Annotated in this window: 21 protein-coding genes; 10 read left to right on the top strand and 11 right to left on the bottom strand. The window is 71.8% G+C overall.

Annotated elements, in window-relative coordinates:
- Positions 1-126: 126 nt before the first annotated feature.
- Complete coding sequence (locus FBZ33_RS00320) at positions 127-2,235, top strand: AAA family ATPase (protein ID WP_141907594.1); 2,109 nt, start codon at positions 127-129, stop codon at positions 2,233-2,235.
- Here FBZ33_RS00320 and FBZ33_RS00315 read toward each other — a convergent pair.
- The 4 genes from FBZ33_RS00315 to FBZ33_RS00300 are packed head-to-tail and all read right to left on the bottom strand — an operon-like array spanning position 2,224 to position 4,507.
- A complete protein-coding gene (locus tag FBZ33_RS00315; RefSeq protein WP_141907593.1) occupies positions 2,224-2,835 on the bottom strand; it encodes a hypothetical protein in 612 nt (203 codons plus the stop codon). The genes FBZ33_RS00320 and FBZ33_RS00315 overlap by 12 nt on opposite strands.
- Complete coding sequence (locus FBZ33_RS00310) at positions 2,832-3,179, bottom strand: YbaB/EbfC family nucleoid-associated protein (protein ID WP_099849887.1); 348 nt, start codon at positions 3,177-3,179, stop codon at positions 2,832-2,834. The genes FBZ33_RS00315 and FBZ33_RS00310 overlap by 4 nt, the downstream gene beginning before the upstream one ends.
- Positions 3,180-3,188: 9 nt before the next feature.
- Complete coding sequence (locus tag FBZ33_RS00305; protein ID WP_141907592.1) at positions 3,189-4,115, bottom strand: WXG100 family type VII secretion target; 927 nt, start codon at positions 4,113-4,115, stop codon at positions 3,189-3,191.
- Entirely contained in the window at positions 4,112-4,507 is a 396-nt protein-coding gene (locus FBZ33_RS00300) for a type VII secretion target (RefSeq protein ID WP_141907591.1), read from the bottom strand. The genes FBZ33_RS00305 and FBZ33_RS00300 overlap by 4 nt, the downstream gene beginning before the upstream one ends.
- Positions 4,508-4,638: 131 nt before the next feature.
- On the opposite strand from FBZ33_RS00300, the gene FBZ33_RS00295 reads away from it, so the two are divergent.
- From FBZ33_RS00295 to FBZ33_RS00275, 5 genes are all read left to right on the top strand, one after another.
- Positions 4,639-5,265 (top strand): transporter, encoded by a 627-nt coding sequence (locus tag FBZ33_RS00295; protein WP_141907590.1) that lies wholly within the window; start codon positions 4,639-4,641, stop codon positions 5,263-5,265.
- An 8-nt stretch (positions 5,266-5,273) separates the two neighbouring features.
- Complete coding sequence (locus FBZ33_RS00290; RefSeq protein ID WP_141907589.1) at positions 5,274-5,585, top strand: transcriptional regulator; 312 nt, start codon at positions 5,274-5,276, stop codon at positions 5,583-5,585.
- Positions 5,582-6,526: an ABC transporter ATP-binding protein gene (locus FBZ33_RS00285; protein ID WP_141907588.1), complete on the top strand. Its 945-nt coding sequence runs from the start codon at positions 5,582-5,584 to the stop codon at positions 6,524-6,526. Before FBZ33_RS00290 ends, FBZ33_RS00285 begins: the two co-directional genes overlap by 4 nt.
- Before the next feature lie 10 nt (positions 6,527-6,536).
- A complete protein-coding gene (locus FBZ33_RS00280; protein WP_088951100.1) occupies positions 6,537-7,274 on the top strand; it encodes an ABC transporter permease in 738 nt (245 codons plus the stop codon).
- Positions 7,275-7,368: 94 nt separating this feature from the next.
- On the top strand, positions 7,369-8,133 hold the full coding sequence (locus FBZ33_RS00275; RefSeq protein ID WP_141907587.1) for a VOC family protein: 765 nt from the start codon (positions 7,369-7,371) through the stop codon (positions 8,131-8,133).
- Here the strand turns inward: FBZ33_RS00275 and FBZ33_RS00270 are convergent.
- The 4 genes from FBZ33_RS00270 to FBZ33_RS00255 form a co-directional block, all read right to left on the bottom strand.
- On the bottom strand, positions 8,083-8,919 hold the full coding sequence (locus FBZ33_RS00270) for an ABC transporter ATP-binding protein (protein ID WP_141907586.1): 837 nt from the start codon (positions 8,917-8,919) through the stop codon (positions 8,083-8,085). The two genes, FBZ33_RS00275 and FBZ33_RS00270, sit on opposite strands and share 51 nt — an antisense overlap.
- Positions 8,920-9,023: 104 nt before the next feature.
- Positions 9,024-10,058, bottom strand: coding sequence for a FecCD family ABC transporter permease (locus FBZ33_RS00265; protein WP_370453064.1), 1,035 nt, complete (start codon positions 10,056-10,058; stop codon positions 9,024-9,026).
- A 103-nt stretch (positions 10,059-10,161) separates the two neighbouring features.
- Positions 10,162-11,091, bottom strand: a complete 930-nt coding sequence (locus FBZ33_RS00260) for an ABC transporter substrate-binding protein (protein ID WP_141907584.1) — start codon at positions 11,089-11,091, stop codon at positions 10,162-10,164.
- A 363-nt stretch (positions 11,092-11,454) separates the two neighbouring features.
- Positions 11,455-13,335, bottom strand: coding sequence for a M14 family metallopeptidase (locus tag FBZ33_RS00255; protein ID WP_141907583.1), 1,881 nt, complete (start codon positions 13,333-13,335; stop codon positions 11,455-11,457).
- A 211-nt stretch (positions 13,336-13,546) separates the two neighbouring features.
- Between FBZ33_RS00255 and FBZ33_RS00250 the strand changes: the two genes are divergently transcribed.
- The gene (locus FBZ33_RS00250) at positions 13,547-14,884 is read left to right on the top strand and encodes a C39 family peptidase (protein ID WP_141907582.1); all 1,338 of its coding nucleotides are present in this window, start codon (positions 13,547-13,549) and stop codon (positions 14,882-14,884) included.
- Positions 14,885-15,001: 117 nt separating this feature from the next.
- Here FBZ33_RS00250 and FBZ33_RS00245 read toward each other — a convergent pair whose 3' ends face one another.
- The 3 genes from FBZ33_RS00245 to mqnE form a co-directional block, all read right to left on the bottom strand.
- Entirely contained in the window at positions 15,002-15,298 is a 297-nt protein-coding gene (locus FBZ33_RS00245; RefSeq protein ID WP_141907581.1) for a DUF4229 domain-containing protein, read from the bottom strand.
- A 73-nt stretch (positions 15,299-15,371) separates the two neighbouring features.
- Positions 15,372-15,809 carry a hypothetical protein gene (locus FBZ33_RS00240; RefSeq protein ID WP_141907580.1) on the bottom strand — a complete coding sequence of 146 codons (438 nt, stop codon included), beginning with the start codon at positions 15,807-15,809 and terminating at the stop codon, positions 15,372-15,374.
- A gap of 23 nt (positions 15,810-15,832) precedes the next feature.
- Positions 15,833-17,002 carry an aminofutalosine synthase MqnE gene (mqnE, locus tag FBZ33_RS00235; protein ID WP_088951092.1) on the bottom strand — a complete coding sequence of 390 codons (1,170 nt, stop codon included), beginning with the start codon at positions 17,000-17,002 and terminating at the stop codon, positions 15,833-15,835.
- 237 nt (positions 17,003-17,239) lie between these two features.
- On the opposite strand from mqnE, the gene FBZ33_RS00230 reads away from it, so the two are divergent.
- The 3 genes from FBZ33_RS00230 to FBZ33_RS00220 all read left to right on the top strand — a co-directional run bounded on the left by FBZ33_RS00230 (position 17,240) and on the right by FBZ33_RS00220 (position 22,785).
- Positions 17,240-18,796, top strand: coding sequence for a C40 family peptidase (locus tag FBZ33_RS00230; protein WP_141907579.1), 1,557 nt, complete (start codon positions 17,240-17,242; stop codon positions 18,794-18,796).
- A gap of 114 nt (positions 18,797-18,910) precedes the next feature.
- Complete coding sequence (locus tag FBZ33_RS33155; RefSeq protein ID WP_141907578.1) at positions 18,911-20,605, top strand: hypothetical protein; 1,695 nt, start codon at positions 18,911-18,913, stop codon at positions 20,603-20,605.
- 197 nt (positions 20,606-20,802) lie between these two features.
- Positions 20,803-22,785: a DEAD/DEAH box helicase gene (locus tag FBZ33_RS00220; RefSeq protein ID WP_141907577.1), complete on the top strand. Its 1,983-nt coding sequence runs from the start codon at positions 20,803-20,805 to the stop codon at positions 22,783-22,785.
- The last annotated feature ends 87 nt before the right edge of the window (positions 22,786-22,872 follow it).

Genomic DNA, 22,872 nt, shown 5'->3' with positions numbered 1-22,872 from the left:
GTAGGGTTGCAGCCCGCTTGACGGCCGAGGTGAGCTGCACCGGAACGGACGTCTTCGCGCCGGGCGGCCGGCCATCCGCCCCCGGACACGCGAGCGCGCAGCAGATGTGAACGATGGGACGTCAGCATGCCCGCACTTGACCTCGACACCCACCTCGACACGGATCTGGCCGCCGAACGCACGCACCTCGCAAACTCGCGGGCAGCGCTACGCCGGATGCGGGAGCGGGCCGAAGCCCTCTTCTCGACCGGTGACCAGGTTGCCGGCGACGCCTACGCGGCCGAGACGCTGGGTCGCACCCTGGCCCGCCGGGTGGCCGAGCTGGCGGACGACCCGACCACGCCGCTCTTCTTCGGTCGCCTCGACTTCACCGGAACCACGGACCACGAAACCATCGACAACGCGACCGCGGACAGCGCGACCTCCAGCAGCGGCAGCGGTGATCATGAAGGCCGGCGGTACCACGTGGGGCGGCGGCACGTCAGTGACGAGCTTGGCGAGCCGTTGGTGCTGGACTGGCGGGCACCGGTCTCCCGGTCGTTCTACCGGGCTAGCGCGCGGGATCCGCAGGGGGTGGCCGTCCGGCGGCGGTTCGGGTTCAGCAACGGCGTGCTGACCAGCTTCGAGGATGAGCGGTTGGATCGGGGCGAGGAACTCGGTACGACCAGCCGGATCCTCACCTCCGAGATCGAACGACCACGCGTCGGGCCGATGCGGGACATCGTCGCGACCATTCAGCCGGAGCAGGACGAGCTGGTCCGGGCCGACCTGGCCGACTCGATCTGTGTGCAGGGAGCGCCGGGGACCGGCAAGACGGCTGTCGGCCTGCACCGGGCCGCGTACCTGCTGTACCTGCATCGGGAGCGTCTGCGACGGGCCGGCGTGCTGATCGTCGGACCCAACCGGGCGTTCCTGTCGTACATCGCGGCAGTGCTCCCGGCGCTCGGCGAGGTCGAGGTCGAGCAGGCCACGGTGGAGGAGTTGATCTCCCGGGTGCCGGTTCGGGCGGTCGAGGCGCCGATGGTCGCCACGCTCAAGCACGACGTACGCATGGCGAGCGTGCTGCAACGCGCGGTGCAGGCACAGATCGGCACGCCCACCGAGTCGATCACCGTGTCGGACGGTTCGTTCCGGTGGCGGATCGGTCTGGAGCCGTTGCACCGGATCGTCGAGGAGACCCGTCGGGAAGGTCTGCCGTACGGCACTGGCCGGGAGCGCGTCCGGGCGCGGGTGGTGAGCCTGCTGCAACGGCAGGCCGAGGCCCGCCGAGCCGAGTCGCCCGGTGATGCCTGGCTGCGTCGGATGAGCCGCTGCCGCCCGGTGGTCGACTTCCTGGACGCGGTCTGGCCGGCACTCACCCCGGAAGGGCTGGTGCACAGCCTGCTCTCCGACCCGGATCGGCTGGCCGCGGCGGCGGACGGCCTGCTCAGCGACGCGGAGCAGGCGTTGCTCGTCTGGGCGAAGCCGGCTCGCACCCCCAAGGCGACCCGCTGGACCGCCGCCGACGCGGTGCTGATCGACGAGGCGACCGGGCTGCTGGAACGACCCTCCGGGTTCGGGCACGTGGTGGTGGACGAGGCGCAGGACCTCTCCCCAATGCAGTGTCGGGCCATCGCCCGGCGCAGCGAGCACGGCTCGATCACCCTCCTCGGTGACCTGGCCCAGGGCACCGCGCCGTGGGCTGCCACGGACTGGAAGGAGTCCCTCGCCCACCTGGGCAAGCCGGACGCCGTGGTGGTCCCGCTGACGATCGGTTTCCGGGTGCCCGCCGCGGTGGTCGCATTCGCGAACCTGCTCCTGCCGGCGCTCGCTGTGGACGTACCGCCGGCCGAGTCGCTACGGCACGACGGCGGCCTGGACGTGCGTACGGTGACCGACCTGACCTCGGCGACGGTGGCGGAGGTGCGCTCGGCGCTCGCGCACGACGGCTCGGTCGGTGTGATCGCCGCGGATGACGCGGTCGACGGGTTGCGCGCCGCACTGGCCGATGCCGGTGTCGCGACCGCGACCGCCGACGACGTGGCGGCCGCCGAGCGGGTCACCCTGGTGCCCGCGACGCTGGTCAAAGGCCTGGAGTACGACCATGTGGTGGTGGTCGAGCCGGCCGCGATCGTCGCGGCCGAACCGCGCGGGCTGCACCGGTTGTACGTGGTGCTCACCCGAGCGGTGTCCCGGCTGGCGGTGCTGCACCACGAGCCGCTGCCCGCGCCGCTCGTCGGCGGGTCAGCCGGCTGACAGGGCCGCCGCGATCTCCCGCAGGGGGCGGCCGGAGTCAGCCAGTGGCACGTGGAACGACAACCACGACCCGTCGGCAAAGTCGATCCGCAGCCGCTTCCAGTTCAACCGGTACCGGCCGACCCGGGCGGTCACGGCCGTGCGCGGCACCGACCCGAGCAGCTCGATGTCGGCCTGCGCCCGTTCGTCCGCCGCTGAGCTGGAGAGCAACCCGACCGGTGCTGTCGCGCCGACCAGCAACCGCTGGTCGGTGACCCCGAGCACGATGTCGCGGACGCCGGAACCCTTCGCCGTCACGGTCAGGGCGTGGTGCAGCAGGGAAGCCTGCGAACCTGGTTCGCCTCGACCTCCGACGCCGAAGAAGAGCCAGTCGACGGCGTCGTCCGCCCGACCGAAGGTGATGTTCGGCGACAGCACGTTGAGCAGGGCACCCAGGAAGCCCGGCCCACCCGGGGTGGGTGGCGCCGACGGCTGCGGGGGTGCCGCCGGGGTCAGCCCTCCCCCCGCTCGGACCCGGGCCACCGCACGCACCTGCTCTCCGGCCGCTAGCAGCCGGGTGACCCCCTCGACGTACCGCGCCTGACTGCCGTCGACCGTCATCGGCGCTCCTCGTGGTCGCCGGGCCGGCGCGGGCCGGCACCTGGTTCCCCGATGACCTCACCGACCAACTCCCGGACCTGGGCCGCAGCGGCCTCCTGCGCCCGGTTGGCGGCTGCGGTGAACTCCTCGGCCAGGCTGTAGGAGTCCAGTCGCATCGCCCGCGCGTTCAGCTCCGCAGAAACGATCTTCCCGTCGGCGGCGGCGGTGACGCGCACCAGGCCGGAGTCGCTCACCCCCTCGGCGCTGGTCTGCTCCAGCTCCGCCATCCGGTCGGCGAGCTGCCGCTGCCAACCGTCCAGGTTGCGGGCCAGCGCCTCGATGCGGTCCAGGGCGGGGAAGGTCATGGCTGCCTCTCAGTTCACGATGGAGTCGAAGACATTCTGCACACTCTTGGTGTACGGGCCCAGGTCATCGCTGTACGTGCCGTCCACGAGGTAATTGCGGTCCTTCTGCCCGTCGGAGATGTCGTGCAGGCCCACACCGGTGTCCAGCAGTGCGCCGCCGAAGCCGGGGACGTTGACCGGCGAGACATGGTTGATGACGAACTTGCCGGGAAAGAGGGTCTTGAACTTCTCGATCTGGAAGGCACGCCCCTCCGGCGTCCAGCCACCCTTGGTAATCAGCTTGTACTGCTTTTTCCGCTTCTTGAGCTCCATGACGGTGTTGGCGTACTCGCGGAGCTGCCCGGCGACTTTGCCCAACCGAGTGGCGAGGCGGGTGAGCACCTCGGCGAACCGGGCGACGATCTTGACCATCCGACCCACGGTGGTGGCCAGCCGGGCCAGCACCCGGACCACAGTGGCTGCCAGCGAGACGCCGGCGCTCAGCGCCGCGGCCACCGCCGCAATGATCACCTCGGTGAGGAACCAGAGCAGGAACTCGAGGATCAGCTCGACCAGCAGGTTGAACGCGTCGACCGCCGCGTTGGCCGCCTCGACCAGCACGTCCTTGGTGCCGTCGAGCCCTCGGGCCAGCTCCTCGATCGCCTTTTCCACCGACTCCATCGAGGCGTGGAAGCTCTCTGCGGCGTCGCCCTTCCAGTTGCCGCGCAAGCGGGCCCGGTCGGCGATCTGGTCGCCTGCGATCTCCCGGACCGCCGCGCCGGTGTCCAGGCAGACCTGCGCCGCCCGCATCAGGTCGTCCGGTTCACCGGCGACCAGTTCCAGCAGTTGCTCGAACGGCCAGAGCACCGCGTTGGAGAGCGGCTTGAAGGGCTCCGGAGTGCCCGACACGATCTGCTCGAAGTAGGTCTTGTTGCGGTGCAACGCCTCCGTGCTCATGCGGGCACCGGCCCGCTCGGAGCGCCGGCGCCACCCGACCAGGGGCCGGGAGCGATGAGGTCGGGAGCTGGCGGGCGGCCGGGCACGAACATGTCGGTGTTGGCCACGTCGGTGCCGGTGTAGGCACCGGCGGTGTCGCTGACCCCCTCCGCGATGTCCGCCATCATTTCGGCGCCGTCGGCGAGCCCCTGGAGGCACGCCTCGAACTGCTCGGCGTACGCCGCGGCGAGGCCGAACGACGCCGGCATCACCCCGAACGCGTGCCGAGGCACGTGCCCGTCGCCAAATGAACGGTGCAGCTCGCGGAAGCGGGCCGCCCGGTCGTTGGACGTCTTGGCGAACGCCGCCAGCGCCTCCGGCTGGACCTCCAGGTCTCTGCTCGGGCTCGACACGGACCCTCCCCTGTGTCCTGTGCGACCGGTCAGCCGCCACGGTTCCCCACCATAGGCACTGCGCGCCGCTGTCGTAACCCGGACGCCGAGCGGGACACCGCGTTCGGACTTTGCATCGTAAAGTAGTTTGCGTGCACCTAGACGATGACCTTCCACCCGCCGACGCGGCAGCGGCCCTCCGGCTGATCCAGGACCAGCGTTCCGCGACGGCACGGCGCCTCGATCCCGACGCCCGCCTGGTCTACTGGCCCTGGGGAGTCGCCTGGCTGGTCGGCTTCGGGCTGTTCTTCCTGCGGTTCTCCCCCGACGACCGGGAGCTGCTCCGGCTGCCGAGCTGGCTGCCGCTGACCGTCCTCTTCGCGCTGCTCGTGGCAGCCGGAGTGATCCAGGCAGTGGTCAGCACACGGGCCTACGGCCAGGTGATCGGTGACTCCGCCCAGCGTGGGCGCTGGTATGGGTGCACGTGGGCCCTCGGCTCCGTGAGCATCTACGCGGGGCTCGGCCGGATCTCCGAGCACCTACCGGACGATCTGGCGGGCCTGGTCTGGTCGGCGACCGCCGTCGGGCTGACCGGCGCGCTACACATGGCCGGTGGAGCGATCTGGCTGGATCGGGACCTTTTCCGGCTGGGCGTCTGGATAAGCGTGATCAACCTGGCCGGTGTGATCGCCGGGCCTGGCTGGCACGCGCTGGTCATTGCGGTGGCCGGCGGCGGCGGGATCCTGGTCGCCGGCGCGATCGCCCGACGGCGACAGTGACACCGCCGATGAGCGAACTGGACCCGGTCATCCACGCGCAGGCCCGGCTCCGGGTGGTCGCCAGCCTCTCCGCTCTCGGCGACGGCGACCTGATCGCCTTCCCCCGGTTGCAGGAACTGCTCGCGATGACCGCCGGCAACCTCTCCGTGCACCTGCGCAAGCTCGAGGACGCCGGCTACGTGGAGATCAGCAAGACCCACCGTGGACGCACCCCGGCAACCCTGGTCCGGCTCAGCCGGCGGGGCCGGCTGGCGTTCGAGGAGTACACCGAAGCGATCCGCATCCTGCTCGACCCCACCCCGTCGAAGGAGCAGACATGACCCTCGCCCACGCCGACCAGGCCAGCCGCCGGTACGGCGACGTCCTCGCCCTCGACCGTGTCGACCTGGAAGTCCGGGCCGGTGAGCTGGTCGGCCTGCTCGGCCCGAACGGCGCCGGCAAGAGCACACTGATGAACCTGCTGGTCGGTCTGCGCCGGCCCAGTTCCGGGCGGGTCGAGCTGTTCGGCGGCGACCCCCGCGACCCGGCGAACCGGCGGCAGATCGGGGTCACCCCGCAGGAGACCGGCCTGCCGGGCACACTGCGCGTCGGTGAGGTCGTCGACTTCGTCTCCGCGCACTACCCGGACCCGGTGCCCCGCGGTGAGTTGCTCGACCAGTTCGGCCTGGGCGACCTCGCCCGACGGCAGACCGGAGGCCTCTCCGGTGGGCAGCGTCGCCGGTTGGCGGTGGCGTTGGCATTCGTCGGCCGACCCCGGCTGGTGCTGCTCGACGAGCCGACCACCGGTCTGGACGTCGCCGCCCGGCACACCCTGTGGGAGGCGATCCGCGCGTTCCACGCCGACGGCGGCACCGTGCTGTTGAGCAGCCACTACCTGGAGGAGGTGGAGGCGCTGGCGCACCGGGTGGTGGTGATCGGGCAGGGCCGGGTGCTCGCCGACGACACGGTGGACGCCGTGCGCGGCATCGTCGGCGTACGCCGGGTCAGCCTCGTCGCCGACCAACTGCCCGACCTGCCCGGCGTCGTCCGCACCGAACGGGTCGACGGCCGGCTGCACCTGCTCACCACCGACGCCGACGAACTGGTCCGAGCGCTGGTCACGGCCGGAACGGCCTTCACCGACCTGGAGGTACGACCGACCTCGCTGGAGGAGGCGTTCCTCGCCATCACCAGCGGGGACGCGCCCGCCGGGGACCAGTCGGCCACCGAAGGCCGAGCCACCACCACCGCCGCTGCCGGCGGCCAACCCACCACAGTCTGAGGAGGCCACCGTGCAGCTCGCCCTGGTTCACGCCCGCTACCAACTCCTGGAGATCATCCGGATTCCGGTGGCCGTCGTCGGCAGCGCCTTCTTTCCGGCGGCCGCCATGATCTTCTTCGTGGTGCCGTTCGCTGGTGACGACGCGGCCGGTGCCACCTTCGCCACCGCGTCGATGGTCACCTTCTCGGTGATGAGCGCCAACATCTTTCAGTACGGCGTCGGCGTCGCCGAGGACCGCGACCAGCCCTGGAACCCGTACACCCGGACCTTGCCGGCCGGGCCCGCGCCCAGGTTCGCGGGCCGGGTGCTGGCCGGCCTTGCGCTCACGTACCTCTCGCTGATCCCGGTCGTGGTGATCGGCGCGACGCTGACCGCGGCCCAGATCACCCCCGCGGCCCTACTGCTGACCATCGGCACCGTGGCCGTCATCTCGGTGCCGTTCACTCTGATGGGCCTCGCGATCGGCTACTCGCTTCCCAGCAAGGCGGCGATCGTCGTGGCGCAGGTCGTCTTCCTGCCGCTCGCGTTCGGCGGCGGCCTGCTCTCCGCGCCGGGTGAGGCACCCGGGTTCATCGAGACGATCGCGCCGTACCTGCCCACCCGGGGCGCGGCCGAGCTGATGTGGTCGGCGGTCGGCGAATACCGCGTCGAGCCGCTGGCGATGATCATGCTCGGCGTCTGGGTGGTGCTGCTCGCGGCGCTCGCCGGTTGGGCGTACCGACGGGACGAGGGTCGCCGGTTCAGCTGACGATTCGTCCGTTTCCGCCCCGGGCTGCGGCGGGACGGTGCCAGGATTCCGGCAGGGGGTCGCCGTGACCGCCCGGGCCGAGAGGGGTCTTGACGTGAGCACCGTCCCGCCGGGTACGCCCTGCTGGGCCGACCTGGCCACCCCGGACCTGACCGAGGCGCGACGCTTCTACCCGGAGCTGTTCGGCTGGACCGGCCGGGTGACACCGGAGCCCGAGGCGGGCGGCTACACGGTCTTCCTGCTCGACGGCAGGCCGGTGGCCGGGGCCGGGCCACCGGCGATCCCGGACCAGGTGCCGATCTGGTCGACGTACCTGGCCACCGACGACGCGGAACTGGTCGCCGGCCGGGTCGAGCGGGCCGGCGGGCAGGTCGTCGTGCCGCCGTTCGAGGTCTTCGACCGGGGCTGGATGGCGGTCTTCGCCGACCCGGCCGGCGCCACGTTCAGCGTCTGGCAGCCCTTGGCCATGGCCGGGGCCGAAGTGTTCAACGTGCCGGGCGCGATGAGCTGGAACGAACTGGTCACCCCCGACCCCGAGGGCGCGAAGGTCTTCTACGAGCTGGTGTTCGGCTGGCAGCCGGACGACCAGGCGGTGGGCGCCATGACGTACACCGGCTGGCGGCTCGGGACGCAGATCGTCGCCGGGATGATGCCGCCGCTGGCCGACGACTTCCCGGCCGACCTGCCCGCGTACTGGACGGTGTACTTCGCGGTGACCGACGCGGACGCCGCCGCGGCCCGCGCCGCCGAGCTGGGCGGAACGATCCTGGTCCCGCCCCGGGACATCCCGGCGGGCCGGTTCGCAGCCCTACGCGACCCCCAGGGCGCCCTCTTCTCCGTCATCGACCTGGGCCCCTGACCCGGACGATCTGGCGCGGGGGCGGACCGGGACCACCAGTGGGCCGTGGGTGCCGGGGACGACCCGCACGCTGGCCCGGTAGTGGGTCGCCAGCAGGTGCTCGGTCAGCACCTCGGACGGGGTCCCGGCGGCCACCACCTGACCGCTGGCGAGCATCACCATCCGGTCGGCGTACTCGCCGGCCAGGGAGAGGTCGTGCATCGTGGCGAGGACGGTCAGGCCGTGCTCGCGGCGCAACTGGTCGACCAGTTCCAGCACCTCCTGCTGGTGCCCGATGTCGAGCGCGCTGGTCGGCTCGTCGAGCAGCAGCAGCGTCGCGCCCTGGGCGAGCGCCCGGGCGAGGAACACCCGCTGCCGTTCGCCTCCGGAGAGGGTGGCCAGCTCACGACGGTGGAAGCCGGTGAGGTCCAACCGGCCGAGCACCTCGTGTACGGCGTCGAGGTCGGCGGTCGACTCCCGGCCCAGCGTGGGGATGTACGGGGTGCGGCCGAGCAGCACGTAGTCCAGCACCGACATGCCGGGCGGCACCACCGGCGACTGTGCCACGGTGGCCACCACCCGGGCGCGGTCCCGGCGGCGCAGCGCGGTGCTCGCCGTACCGAACAGGGTGATCGCCCCCGGCGCGGGCAGCAGGCCGCCGACGGCGCGCAACAGGGTGGACTTGCCGGCGCCGTTCGGGCCGATCACGGTGACCCACTCGCCGACGGCGACGGTGAGGTCGACGCCGGTCAGGATCGGTGTGCCGCCGAGGTCGACGTGCAGCCCACGCACCTCGACGGCCGGCACACCGCCGTCGCCACCCCCAAACGAAGGACCGCTGGACGAAAGACCGCCGGACGGAAGGCTGCCAGGCGGACGGCCGCCGGACGGGCCGGCGGCGGGTTCGCGGCTCACGTGAGCACCCGTCGGGCGGTCCGCAGCACGATCACGAAGAACGGGCCGCCCAGCAGGGCGGTCACCACCCCGATCGGCACCTCGGACGGAGCGGCGACGGTGCGGGCCACCACGTCGGTCAGTGCCAGGAACGCACCGCCGAACAGCAGTGACAGCGGCAGGATCGCCCGGTAGCTCGACCCGGCGAGCAGCCGGACGGTGTGCGGCACGATGATGCCGACGAAGCCGATCAGGCCGGTCGCGGAGACCGCCGCAGCGGTGCCCAGGGAGGCTGCGGCGATCAACAGGTAACGGGTGCGCTGCGGGTGCAGGCCCAGACTCCTCGCCTCGTCGTCACCGACCGCGAGGACGTCCAGCTCGCGGCGGTGCAGCAGCACCACCACAGTGGTCAGAGCGGCGTACGGCAGCACCAGCAGCACGTCGTGCCAGCCGGCGGTGGCCAGCCGGCCGAGCAGCCAGGAGTAGACCGGTTGGATGCTGTCGGAGTGTCGTTGCAGCAGATACGTCTGCCCGGCGGAGAGGAACGCGGAGACCGCCACTCCGGCCAGGATCAGCATCGCCGGTGAGCCGCCGCGCCCGCCGGCCGCGCCGAGCACGTAGGTCATCGTGACGGCGAGCAGTGACCCGGCGAAGGCGGCCAACGGGATGGTCATCGGCAGCCCGGAGATCGCGCCCTGCCGGCCGGCGCCGCCGAGGGCGATCGCCGCGGTGACCGCGAGGCCGGCGCCGGCGGCCACGCCCAGGAGGTACGGGTCGGCGAGCGGGTTGCGGAACACGCCCTGATAGCAGCCGCCGGCAAGGGCGAGCAACCCGCCGACCAGCAGGCCCAGCACCACCCGGGGCAACCGCAGCTCGGTGACGATCGCGATCTCCCGCTCGGAGAGACCGCTGTCGAGGTGCATCCCCGGGATCAGGTTGAGCAGCTCGGCCGCGACGCTGCCCGCGGGCAGGCTGACCGGGCCGAGCGACACCCCGGCGACGAGCGCGACGAGCACCGCGAACACCCCGGCGACCAGCCATCGCTTGCGCAGCCCGGCGGGCCGGGCCCTTGACGGCGGTCCGGCGGGGCGCGGCGCGGACGGCGGTCCGGCGGACCGGGCCGCGGGAAGCGGCCCGGTCACCGACGGACGACGGTCACGCGGGCACCTTGGCAACCGCGTCGATGATGACCCGGAGCAGGTCCACGACCCGCGGCCCCCAGCGGGAGGCGACGTCGTCGTCCAGTGCGACCACCTGGTTGTTCTTCACCGCGGTGAGCCCGGACCAGCCGCTGCGCGCCTTGACCGAGTCGGCGTTCTGCTGGCAGCACTTGGAGTCGGCCAGGAAGACGAAGTCCGGGTTGGCCTTGACGATGAACTCCTGGGACAGCTGCGGGTAGCCGGCGCTCTTGCCGTCCGCGTCGGCAGGGTCGGCGATGTTGGTCAGACCGATCTGGCTGTAGAGCGTGCCGATGAAGGTCTTGCTGGTCGCGCTGTACAGCTCGGGGCCCAGCTCGTGGTAGTAGGTGAGCTTCTCTGCGCGCTGCGGCACGTCCTTGACCAGCTTGGCGATGTCGTCCTTCATCCGGCTGGCGACGTCGGTGGCCTGGTCGGCGTGCCCGGTCAGCGTGCCCAGCTCGGTGATCTGCCGGTACGTGTCGTCGAGCGTGGTGGCCGCCGGGGTCTGGTACACCGGGATCTTCAGCTTGCCGAGCTGCTCGACGATCTTGTTGCGGTCGTCGGAGAGCACCACCAGGTCGGGGTTCTTACCGGCGATCGCCTCGGCGTTCGGCTGGAAGGCGGATATGTCGCTCTTGGGCACGTCGGCCGGATAGTTGGACTGGTCGTCGACGGCGGTCACCTGCGGGCCGGCACCGATCGCGAAGAGCATCTCGGTGGCAGTCGGCGACAGAGCGACGATCTTCTCGGGGCGCTTGTCGAGGGTGAGCGTGCCGACCGTGACCGGGTACGCGGCGGCCGCGGTGCCGGTGGTCGGCTTGTCGTCGGCCTTCTCGGCGCAGGCGCCGAGGGCCAGCGCGGCGACCGCGAGGGTCGCGGCGAAGAGCCGAGGGGTACGTCTGAACATGGGGCCTCCTGTCGGTCGAGGAGTGTGGTGCTTCGCCGACAGGACTTTCGTACGCCCGCCCACGAGGCGCCCTTCCTCGAGAGCGCGTTTCGCGACCGATCCGCAGGCGACCTGGCTCGTCCCCACCGTCGGGTGGGGCATCACAGTTGCGGGACAGCGCCGGGTTTCGCACCGGCTTCGCTGCGGACTGGTCGGTAAGACGGTAGCGCACCGCCGGGACGTGCCGGATCGATCACGCGCCGATCGCCGCGAGTCGATCCCCCGGAACCGTCACACGGTGACCGTCGGAGGGCGTATGTCCGAGTTGGTGGTGTTCGGAAGAGGGTGGTGGGGCCCCGCGGGGCGGAGCGGGGCCCCACCTGATCAGGAGGACGTGATGGTGACGTTGTCCACAGCCGCCTCTACCAGGCTGGCGCCGGAGGCGTCCGCCGCCTCAACGAGGATGCGGACCGACTGCCCGGCGTACGGGGTGAGGTTGAGGTTGGCCACCGCCCAACTCCCGTTGCGGTTGGTCGCCGCGCCGGCCTGGGTGAGCAGCGCGGTGGTGCCGCCGTTGTGCACCACGCTCACCCGCAGGTAGTCCGCCGACGAGGCGTTCGAGCCGTGCGCCAGGTACCAGGCCAGCGAGAGGCTCAGCGTGCCGGACGACGGCAGGGTCACCGCCGGGGACCTGGCACTGGTCACGCCGCCGTCGACGTCGTAGTCACCGGCCGCCGAACCGGCGAGGCGGCCGGTGACCAGGTCGTTGGATCCGGCGTACGGGGTGAGCTGCTTGGCGCCGGAGGACGTGGTCGCCTGGGCGGCGCCCCGCTCGAACGCGCCGAGGGTGGCGGTGTCGGTGCCGGACGGGTTGATGGTCCAGCCGGTGGCGGTCTCGAAGGTGTCCGACCAGACCGTGGTGCCGCCACCACCGCTGCCGCAGTACTGCGCCTGCTTGCCGATGGCCCGGTACGGGCAGTCGGCGTACTCGCTGAGCAGCAGCACCGCCTCCCGGTTGCGCGAGGTCTGCGCTGGGATGACCTCGTCGGGCGGGTAGAAGCCGCCGCCGCCGGAGGAGCCCGGGTACATCTCGAAGGTGTACGCCCAGATGTTGTGGGTGGCCCACATCCAGTCGAGGCTGTCCCCGTCGGTGATGTAAAGGTCGCTGGACTGTTCCGGGGTGTAGTTGTTGGTGGCCGCCATCTGCTGGCCGATGGTGGCGAAGGTGTTGTACTGGTCCGCGTTCATGCCCGTCGCGGTGTTCGCCGTCGTGTAGCCGTAGGGCCAGAGCACCAGCTGCGAGTACGTGTGGAAGTCGATGTTGGCCTTGATCTGCTGCACGCCACCGACCACCCGACCGTTGACGAAGTTGCGCAGCGCCTGCGTCTCGGGTGCGGAGAACGCCGACGGCCCCCGGTAGGTCTCCGACGAGGTGGTGCCGGACGAGCCGCCGCAGCAACCCCAGTTGTAGGACCAGTTGCGGTTCAGGTCGGTGCCGACGTTGGACGAACCACTGTTGGGCTGCCGGTTCTTGCGCCAGGACCGGTACGACCCGGTGGCGATGTCGTACTCGCTGCCGTCCGGATTGACCGTCGGCACGATCCAGATCTCCCGGCCGTTGACGATGTTGGTGATCCGGGAGTCGGAGCCGTAGCTGTCGGTGAACAGGTTGAGCAGGTAGATCGCCATCTCGACGGTCAGGTGCTCACGGGCGTGCTGTTGGGAGTTGAACAGGATCTCGGTCTCGTTCTCGTCGGTGCCGACGTTGTCGGAGATCTTCACCGCCATCAGGTCGCGGCCCTCGTACGACGAACCGATGCTGATCTTGCGGGCGATCGCCGGATGGTCGGCGACGACCTGGTTCACGACGGCGGTCAGTTCCGCGTAGTCGTGGTAGTTGGAGTCGGCGGGCGGGAAGGCCATCGTGCCGATCTCGCCGGCGCCGCGCTCGGCGTTGGGCGGCGGGGCCAGCGGTTCCAGCCGGAAGCCGAGCTTGCCGATCTCGGCGGCCTCACCCGCGGTCGCCGAGATGTGCAGGACTCCGTGTTCGGAGTAGTCGATGGCGGCTCCGGTGCGGGCCACCGCGTTGCGGTCGGCGAGGGTCCGGGGGCCGAGCACCCGGTAGCTGGCGGCGGCCGGCTCGGTGGACCGGTCCGGTGCGGGTCGGGCGGCGACCGGACCGGCGGCGACGGTGACGATGCCCAGCCCGGTGACGACGGCGAGCACCAGGACGCGGCGGAGAGGGATGGGCGTGCGGAGGGCCATCAACTACCTCCTTGATGGGCGGGAGATCCCGCTCGGTGAAGCACACTTCACCACCTGTCACATGGTCATATCAATATCCTTCGCTGCCTTGTCCATCCCGAGCCGATCATCCCGGCGGCAATGATTTTCCACTCAGGAACATCTGGCGAAACTTCCCTCCAAGCGGGAAACTGACCAGCGACGATGCCCCTCTCGACACCGCGGAGCACCCATGGCCAGATCCCGCCTGCACGCGGCCGCCCTCGCCGGCGTCACCGCGCTCACCCTGCTCGCCACCAGCGCGCCAGCGACGGCGGCCCGCCCGCCCGCCGTCACCCACGACGAGCAGATCACCTTCCAGGACTGGTCCGGGCCCGCCGACTGGCACCGGGGCAGCCGGGCCGGCACCCGCGTGGTGCCCGGCGCCCGAGCGGGCCTCACGCTGGCCCGTCCGGCCGGCACCACCGAGTACGCCGACCCGCACACCGGCACCACCCGCACCTGGGAGTACGGCACCTGGACCTCACCGGTGACCCGGGTCGGGTTCGACGCCAGCGAACTGATCGCCTCCTGGAACGCGGAAACCCCTGCCGGCACCTGGATCCAGGTGGAGATGCAGGGCAGCTACACCAGCGGCGACCAGACCCCCTGGTACGTCATGGGTCGCTGGGCGTCCGGCGACACCGACATCAAGCGGACCAGCGTCAACCGGCAGGGTGACCCCTGGTCGACGATCTGGACCGACACCTTCAGCATCGACGACGCCACAGCCGGGGTGCTGCTGCGGTCGTACCAGCTGCGGCTGACCCTCTACCGGGCACCCGGGCAGACCGCCGCACCGGTGGTGCGGATGCTCGGCGCGATGAGTTCCACAGTGCCGGACCGGTTCACAGTGACCCCGAGCGCCGGGCACATCGCCTGGGGCGTCGAGCTGCCGGTGCCGCGCTACTCGCAGAACGTGCACTCCGGGCACTACCCCGAGTACGACGGCGGCGGCGAGGCCTGGTGCTCACCCACCTCCACCGAGATGGTGGTCGAGTACTGGGGTCGCAAGCCCTCGGAGGCCGACACCTCCTGGGTGGACCCGACCTACCCCGACCCGACGGTCAACCACGCGGCCCGGATGACCTACGACTACGCGTACGACGGCGCCGGCAACTGGCCGTTCAACACCGCGTACGCGGCCAGCTTCCCGGGGCTGGAGGGTCGGGTGACCCGACTGCACTCGCTGGACGAGCTGGAGCGTTTCATCGCCGCCGGCATCCCCGTCGTGACCAGCCAGTCCTTCCTCGCCAGTGAGCTGGACGGGGCGAACTACGGCACCTCCGGGCACCTGTTCGTGGTGGTCGGCTTCACCGCCGACGGCGACGTGATCGTCAACGACCCCGCCTCGTCCAGCAACGACGTGGTGCGCAACGTCTACAAGCGCGCGCAGTTCGAGCAGATCTGGCTGCGGACCAAGCGCACCAACGCCAGCGGCGGCGTCTCCGGCGGCTCCGGCGGCATCGCGTACCTGATCAAGCCCACCTCGAAGCCCTGGCCCAAGGTCCCCGGCTCCACCAACTGGTAACCCACCACCCCACCCCACCCAGGGCCAGGGCCACCTGGCCCCGAGCCGCCCCGCCCAACGCGGGTGATCAAGAGGTTTGCGTCACCGGAGCCCAGTTCCGTGACGCAAACCTCTTGATCAACGCGGAGCGTCCGGGCCTTCGGCCGGGCGGGTGGGGTTCGGGTTCGGGTTGTCTTCGCCGGCCAGGGCGCTGCGGAGGCGCTCCTTCTCGGTGCGCCTGCGCTCGGCGGCGGTGCCCATCTCCTCGGCCATCTCGTCCCGCCAACCGCGCAGCAGGAAGAAGGAGAGCGCGGCGGAGAAGGCCAGCGCCAACATCAGCTTCAGGAACACGTTCATGTCGATCAGCCAGAGGCCCGCCAGCACGGCGACGAACAGCCCGATCCGGCCCAGCGTGTACTTGAGCGCGGCGCTCACCCGTACCACTCCGTTCTCTCCGTCGCCCGCCGATGTCGGCGGGAGGGTCGATCCGCCCGGCGGGCGGTCGCGGTCAGCCGGTTCGGCGGGCCAGCCAGCGGACGCCCGGGAACCAGAGGGCCGCGTACGCCACGGTGAACGCCGCCGCCGCCAACGCGCCGGAGAGCAACGGTGGCAACCCGGAGCCCAGACCGGCGATCAGCAGCCCGACGAACACCCCGACGGCGGCGGCGACCAGCGCCGCCACCACCCGGGCCGCGCCGAACTCCCAGGCCCGGAAGTCGTCCCAGAACAGCCACGCCGGCAGGATCACCGCCAACCAGCCGTTGGTGTGCCCGAAATCACCGGCGCCGATCGAGGCGAACGCCCAGTCGAACAACACCAACGCCAGCACACCGATGACCAGGCCGGCCAGGCACACCCCGAGCAGATCGCCGAGGGTACGGATGCGCCCCTCGGCGTCCCGGCGGGGAAATCCACTCTGCTGCTCAGGTTCGCGTTGCTCGGTCATCGACTGCGAGGGTACGTGGTGGCTCAGGCCCAGACCTGCTGCGGCTCGGCGCGCCGCTCGGCCAGCGACGGGGCCTTGTCGTACTCCCGGACCACGTTGTAGCGGGTGTCCCGCTCGACCGGCTGGAACCCGGCGTCCCAGATCAGGTGCAGCAGGTCCTCGCGGTGCATCGTGTTCGGGGTGCCGTACGAGTCGGCATCGTGCGTGATCTTGTATTCGACGACGGAGCCGTCCAGGTCGTCCACGCCGAAGTTCAGCGAGAGCTGGGCCACCGACAGCCCGTGCATCACCCAGAAGTTCTTGACGTGCGGCACGTTGTCGAAGAGCAGCCGGGAGACGGCGAACGTCTTCAGCGACTCGGCCGGCGAGGCCATCGTGGTGCGCGCCTGGATCCGGTTACGGATCTTGCCGTCCGCCGAGTCCACGAAGTCGTGCTGGTAGCGCAGCGGAATGAAGACCGCGAAGCCCCCGGTCTCGTCCTGAAGTTCACGCAGCCGCAGCACGTGGTCGACCCGGTGCCGGGGCTCCTCGATGTGGCCGTACAACATCGTCGCCGGGGTCTTCATGCCCTTGCGGTGCGCCAGGGCATGAATGCGCGACCAGTCTTCCCAGTGGCAGGCGTGGTCGACGATGTGCTGCCGGACCTCCCAGTCGAAGATCTCCGCGCCACCGCCGGTCAGCGACTCCAGGCCGGCGTCCATCAGCTCGTCGAGGATCTCGTCGGCGCTCAGACCGCTGATCTTCTCGAACCACTGCACCTCGGTCGCCGTGAAGCACTTGAGCTTGACGTTCGGCAGCGCCGCCTTCAGCTCGCGCAACACCTTGGGGTAGTAGCGCCAGGGCAGGGTCGGGTGCAGGCCGTTGACGATGTGCAGCTCGGTGAGCTGCTCATCCTCCATCTCCTTGGCCTTGCGGACCGCCTCGTCGATGCGCATCGTGTATGCGTCCTTCTCGCCCGGCTTGCGCTGGAACGAGCAGTACGCACAGGACGCCGAGCAGACGTTGGTCAGGTTGAGGTGCCGGTTGACGTTGAACATCACCCGGTCACCGTTGAGCTCGGTGCGCTTGTGGTGCGCCAACCGGCCCAGCCACGTCAGGTCGTCGCTGTCGTAGAGGGCAACCCCGTCCTCCCGGGTCAGCCGCTCACCGGCGTACACCTTCGCTTCGAGCTCACGCTTGAGTCCGGCGTCCATGGCACGTCCCTTCCACCTGCGGTCCTCGTCGAGCGTACGTCGGGACGCCGACAGCCACGGCGGCACGGTCGCCGGCAGCGATCCACTTCACCAGACTCTCAGCCTCCTGTAACCCGGAGATGCATCGACATCACTGCCGTCGTGCGGTAAGACAGAACGGGGCGGAACCACACACTGGTACCGTCCCGACCGCCGCGCCCACCAAGCGCGGTGACGGACTGCGGGACGGGGAGCGGAATGGTCGACAGCGGGCGCGGGCGACGGCAGCGACGACGGAACCCGGTGATCTCGCCGGTGCTGCGTCCGAAGCTCTGGGCCGCCCTGCTCGGCGCGATCGCCGCGGCCGTGCTGTCCACCCCCGCGTACGCCGAGCCCGGCTTGCCGACCACCGTGCCGGACACCGGTTCCCGCCCCGCGGTGACCGGTGCGCTTCAACTGCCCGGTGGCGCTCCCGTCGCCGGTGTCCCGGTCCCGCCCGTGGTCAACGTGGGCACGGGTCCGCTGGCCGCCGCCATCTCCGCCGGCGAGGCCCAGGTCGGCGCGCTCGGCGAGACGCTGTTGCTGACCAAGCAGAAACGCGTCGACGCCAAGGCGCAGCTCGACGCGGCCGGCAAGACACTGGCAACCGCGCAGGACGCCCTGCTCCGGGCCCAGCAGGCGGCCGACGCGGCCGCCGCCGACGCCGTAAAGGCAGCTGCCGCGCTGCCGGACAGCGACCTCGCCCAGGACATCCGCGAGCTGAACCGCCTCCAGCAGATCACCCGGGGCCAGAAGGTCGACGGCGGCACCACCGGCGTGGCCGGGGAGCTGTCCCGGGCCCGCAGCAACGAGCAGCTCGCCTACCAGGCGCACGCCGCCGCCAAGATCCGCGTCGACTCCGTCGAGGCGGAGTTCACCGCCGGCGAGGCGTCGCTCCGCACGGCCGAGGCGAGCCTGCTCAAGTTGCGCCGCGACAACGCCTCCCAGCTGATCGAGATCGAGCGTCAGCAGGAGGCCGCCGAGCAGCAGATCGGCGCCGGCTACGTCTCCAACCAGAACATCAGCGGCATGGCCGCCCACCCGCGGGCACTTGCCGCGGTCCGGTACGCGCTCGCCCAGCTCGGCGACCCGTACAAGTGGTCCGAGGAGGGGCCGAACCAGTTCGACTGCTCGGGTCTGATGTGGGCGGCGTACCGGTCTCCCGGCGCCGACTACTTCGACCTGCCCCGGGTCTCCCGCGACCAGTACGCCGCCACCCGGGCCCGGACGGTGCCGCAGAGCGCGCTGCTCCCCGGCGACCTGCTCTTCTTCGCCTCCGGCAGCAGTTGGACGACGATCCACCACGTCGGCATGTACATCGGCAACGGCAAGATGGTGCAGGCGCCCACCACCGGCGACGTCGTCAAGATCTCGGTCGTCAGCTGGTCCCGCCTGTACGCGGCGACCCGGGTCATCGGCGCGGTGCCGGGACCGATCGTGTCGATCCCGACCCCGCCGGTCACGACGCCCAGCAAGCCGCCCGTGAAGCCGACGCCCACCGCGAAGCCGACGCCCACCCCGACGAAGTCGGCCACCCCGACGAAGTCGGCCACGCCGAAGCCGACCGGCAGCGCGACGCCCACGCCGAAGCCGACGCCCACGCCGACCGGGACCACCTCGCCGAGCTCGCCAGCCACCCCGAGCAACACGCCGTCGACCCTGCCCCCGCCACCGACCAACGCCCCGAGCAGCTCGCCACCGGCGACCACCCCGAAGGCCACCACGAGCGCGTCGGGCGGCGACAGCCCGTCGGGCAGCCCCAGCACCGCTGGTTGATCCGCCACGACCGGCTCCGGCTGTCCGGTCGGGGCGATCTGTGGCACCGTGACAACCAGGCACATCCGACTCGACGTCACGAGTCCGGGTGCGAGCATGGCGCGGAGGGCGGAGATGGCCGAGCAGAAAGATCCGGCGGAGACTGTCGACCCTGTGGTCGACCAAGCCGACCCGCCAGGGCTCGGCACCGGCGACCCGGTGTCTCCCACCGAGGCCGCCCCGGTCGGCCCTCCCGCTGACCCGGCTGCCAGCGACACGGCCCCGGCCGCCACCGGCACAGCTTCGGCCGCCAGCGACACAGCCCCGCCCGCTACCAGCACAGCCTCGGTCGCCAGCGACACAGCGCGGGCCGCCACCGGCGCGGCCTCGGTCGCCAGCGACACAGCGCGGGCCGCCACCGGCGCGGCCTCGGTCGCCACTGACGGCACCCCGTCCCCCCGTAACGACTCAGACGACGCCGACGCCGCGCACGCCGACGCCGACGCGGCCGACGCCGCTTCCGTCGGCAGCGGCGTCGACACGGACGATCCCGCCGTCGGCCCCGCGCAGGCGGCGCCCGCCGACGCCCGCCCGCACCAACCCGCCGCGCCGGTACGGGCCAGAGCCAGCGTCGCCACCGCCGGGGCTCTCCGCAGTGACCTGCCGGTCAGCGCCCCGATCACCGCCACGACCTACCGTGCGACCGGCTCGGCCAGTCCGGCTGACGTGTCGTTGCCCGGGCAGCGGAACGACTCGACCGCGCCGGCCCGGGCCAGCGCCACGGTTCCCGGCAGCAGCCGGGCCACGGCCGGTGCCATCCGCACCCCGGCCTCCCGGGGGAGCACGCCCACCGTCTACGGAACCGGGCCGGTGAACCCCGAGCCGCCCGAGCCGGCGCAGCCACCGGAGCCGGCCCAGCCACCGGAGCCGTCGACTCCGGAACCGGAGCCGTCACCCACGCCTCCCGGCCCCGGGCCGACCCAACCGTCACCGCCCGAGCCGGAGCCCGCGCCGGATCCGGGGCCGTACCCGCCCGGCCCGATGCCGACGCCAGGGCCCCGACCCACGCCGCCGCCCGGTCCGGTTCCGCCCGTCCCGGGTCCACCCGTGCCGCCGCCCTCGCCGGTGCCGCCCATGCCAGGCCCGCCCTCGCCGCCCATCCCGGGCCCGCCCGTGCCGCCGCCCGGTCCGCCGGTGCCCGCGCCGCCGGGTCCGCCGGGCCCGATGCCGGCGCCGCCGTTTCCGCCTCCGCCGGCGATGAGCGACACGCCCGGCGTACGAGCCAGCGCATCGGTTTCCGCACCGCCGGCCGGATGGCAGTCCACCGCCCAGGCGGCCCGCCCCGCAGCGGGCAGCGGCTGGGCCGAGGCACCCGTCTCCGCACCGCCGGTGGTGCCCGCGCCAGCGCTGCCGAGCTGGCCGCCGTCCAGCGTCGGCACTCCCCCGTCGACGGGCAGCACCGGCGGGAACTCCCGGTTCACCGGACCGACCGCCGGCCCTTCATTCAGCTCCGGACAGGGCACGACCGGTGCTCGTGGTGGGCGCCACAGTGGCAGCACGGACCTGGCCGGAACGGTCTACGGCAGCGGCGACGGGCCGGGTTTCACCACGATCGCGATGCCCGCCAACGCGGTGGAGAATTCCGGCTCCCTGACCGGGCACATCCTGGCCCAGGGCTGGGCCGACACGCCGTCCGAGCGGCGCAGCAACGCCAAGGTCATGATCGTCCTGGCCGCCGCTCTGGGGCTGTTGGTCGCGATCAGTGTCATGATCGTTCTGCTTGCCGGCGACGCCTTGGACGGGCTGGTCGGCGGCGCGCTCAACGGATGAGTCATCGGGCGGGCGTGATGGTGAGTCCGCCCACTACCGCCGGACAACCGACTGGCGGGTTCGCCGGACCGCCGTACACTGGCATAGATCACTGACCCGGCGCGCGTGGTGTGCGCCCATGGGCGGTCTTGCGGGCGATCCGGCGGCACAGCCGCGGCAGGCCATCGCGAAGATGCGCCCCGCTCGAAAGGCATTTGTTGACCACCTCTGCTGACCCCAGCACCGTTACGTCCGTTTTCCACTCAACCCCGGCGACCGACACCGCCTCGGAGCCGGTCGACGCCGCTCTGAGCGAGGCCGGCACCGCGGCGGCGACCGCCGCCCAGCCGGCCGAGTCCGCGCCGGCCGAGGCCGCCGCACCGGTCGACTTCGCCTCCCTTGGCCTGCCCGAGCCGCTGGTCCGCGCGCTGGCACAGCAGGGCATCACCAGCCCGTTCGAGATCCAGCGGGCCACCGTGCCGGACGCGCTCGCCGGCCGTGACGTGCTGGGCCGTGGGCAGACCGGTTCGGGCAAGACGCTCGCCTTCGGTCTGCCGCTGATCGCCCGGCTGGCCACCCGCAACCGGGCCCGTCCGATGCGCCCCCGCGCGCTCATCCTGGTTCCGACCCGGGAGTTGGCCATGCAGGTCAACGACGCCCTGTTGCCGCTGGGCAAGGCCGTCGGCATCTTCCTCAAGACCGCTGTCGGCGGTGTTCCGTACGACCGTCAGATCGACGCGCTGCGGCGCGGCGTGGAGATCATCGTGGCCACCCCCGGCCGGCTCGGCGACCTGATCGAGCGGGGCATCTGCCAGCTCGATGACGTCGAGGTCACGGTGCTCGACGAGGCCGACCAGATGGCCGACATGGGCTTCCTGCCCGAGGTGACCCAGCTGCTGGCGAAGACGCCCGCGAACGGTCAGCGGCTGCTCTTCTCGGCGACCCTGGACGGCGACGTCGACGCGTTGGTCCGGCGGTTCATGACCGACCCGGTGACCCACTCCACCGCGCCGTCGACCGCCTCGGTGTCCACCATGGACCACCACATGCTGTTGATCCCGCCGCACGAGAAGTTCCCGGTGGCGGCCTCGATCGCCGCTCGGGACGGTCGGACCATGGTCTTCGCCCGCACCCAGCTCGGCGTGGACCGGCTGGTCGAGCAGCTCGCGGCGGTCGGCGTACGCGCCGGTGGGCTGCACGGCGGCAAGACCCAGCGGATGCGCACCAAGACGCTGGCCGAGTTCCGTGAGGGCCGGATGAACGTGCTGGTCGCCACGGACGTGGCGGCTCGGGGCATCCACGTCGACGGTGTCACCCTGGTGCTGCACGTCGACCCGCCGAAGGACCCCAAGGACTACCTGCACCGCGCAGGGCGCACCGCGCGGGCCGGCGAGTCCGGCGCGGTCGCCACGTTGGTGCTACCCAAGCAGCGCCGCACCACCCTGGCGATGATGGAGAAGGCCGGCGTCGCGCCGGCCGAGACCCGGGTCCGGGTCGGCGACCAGGCGTTGGCCGAGCTGGTCGGCGCCCGGGAGCCCAGCGGCGTCCCGGTTCGCCTCGAGGCGGAGCCCCGGGGCTACGGCGATCGCTCCGGCGGCTCGCGTCGGTTCGACGACCGTTCCGGCGGTCCGCGTCGGTTCGGTGACCGCACGGGCGGCGAGCGCCGCTACGGCGATCGGCCCACCGGCGAGCGTCGCTACGGCGACCGGCCCCAGGGCGACCGCCCGACCGGTGAGCGTCGCTTCGGGGACCGGCCGCAGGGTGACCGCCAGTACGGTGACCGCCCGACCGGTGAGCGTCGCTACAGCGACCGGCCCCAGGGTGACCGCCAGCACAGCGACCGCCAGCACAGCGACCGCCCCCAGGGCGAGCGACGTTACGGCGACCGACCCACCGGCGATCGGGGCTTCGGCGACCGGCCGACCGGTGAGCGTCGTTACGCCGACCGGGACACCCGGGGTTACGGCGACCGGCCGCAGGGCGAGCGCCGGTTCGGTGACCGCCCGCAGTTCGGCGACCGGGACGGCCGGGGCGACCGACCGACCGGTGACCGGCGCTTCGGCGACCGCGACACTCGGGGTGGTTTCCGCCCGGAGAGCCGTGTGCGGGACGACCGTCCCCGTGACGACCGGCCCCGTGAGGACCGTCCGCGTGACGACCGGCGCGGGTTCGGCGGGCGACCGCCAGCGCGTACCCACTGATCCACCGAACGCCGTCGCGGAGCCCAGGCTTCGCGGCGGCGTTCGCGCATGCCCTGCCGATGTCCTCCTGGTCGCGTAACGTCCGGC

It is taken from the genome of Micromonospora sp. A202, from assembly GCF_006715105.1.
Lineage (GTDB): Bacteria > Actinomycetota > Actinomycetes > Mycobacteriales > Micromonosporaceae > Micromonospora > Micromonospora zamorensis.
This window is presented reverse-complemented; position numbering and strand designations above follow the sequence as displayed.

Bases quoted from the DNA above. Each gene is read 5' to 3' on its own strand.
- FBZ33_RS00315 (WP_141907593.1), bottom strand. From the start codon at position 2,835: ATGACGGTCGACGGCAGTCAGGCGCGGTACGTCGAGGGGGTCACCCGG.
- FBZ33_RS00230 (WP_141907579.1), top strand. From the start codon at position 17,240: ATGGTCGACAGCGGGCGCGGGCGACGGCAGCGACGACGGAACCCGGTG.
- FBZ33_RS33155 (WP_141907578.1), top strand. From the start codon at position 18,911: ATGGCCGAGCAGAAAGATCCGGCGGAGACTGTCGACCCTGTGGTCGAC.
- FBZ33_RS00260 (WP_141907584.1), bottom strand. From the start codon at position 11,091: ATGTTCAGACGTACCCCTCGGCTCTTCGCCGCGACCCTCGCGGTCGCC.
- FBZ33_RS00255 (WP_141907583.1), bottom strand. From the start codon at position 13,335: ATGGCCCTCCGCACGCCCATCCCTCTCCGCCGCGTCCTGGTGCTCGCC.
- FBZ33_RS00285 (WP_141907588.1), top strand. From the start codon at position 5,582: ATGACCCTCGCCCACGCCGACCAGGCCAGCCGCCGGTACGGCGACGTC.
- FBZ33_RS00320 (WP_141907594.1), top strand. From the start codon at position 127: ATGCCCGCACTTGACCTCGACACCCACCTCGACACGGATCTGGCCGCC.
- FBZ33_RS00250 (WP_141907582.1), top strand. From the start codon at position 13,547: ATGGCCAGATCCCGCCTGCACGCGGCCGCCCTCGCCGGCGTCACCGCG.
- mqnE (WP_088951092.1), bottom strand. From the start codon at position 17,002: ATGGACGCCGGACTCAAGCGTGAGCTCGAAGCGAAGGTGTACGCCGGT.
- FBZ33_RS00290 (WP_141907589.1), top strand. From the start codon at position 5,274: ATGAGCGAACTGGACCCGGTCATCCACGCGCAGGCCCGGCTCCGGGTG.
- FBZ33_RS00305 (WP_141907592.1), bottom strand. From the start codon at position 4,115: ATGAGCACGGAGGCGTTGCACCGCAACAAGACCTACTTCGAGCAGATC.
- FBZ33_RS00310 (WP_099849887.1), bottom strand. From the start codon at position 3,179: ATGACCTTCCCCGCCCTGGACCGCATCGAGGCGCTGGCCCGCAACCTG.
- FBZ33_RS00240 (WP_141907580.1), bottom strand. From the start codon at position 15,809: ATGACCGAGCAACGCGAACCTGAGCAGCAGAGTGGATTTCCCCGCCGG.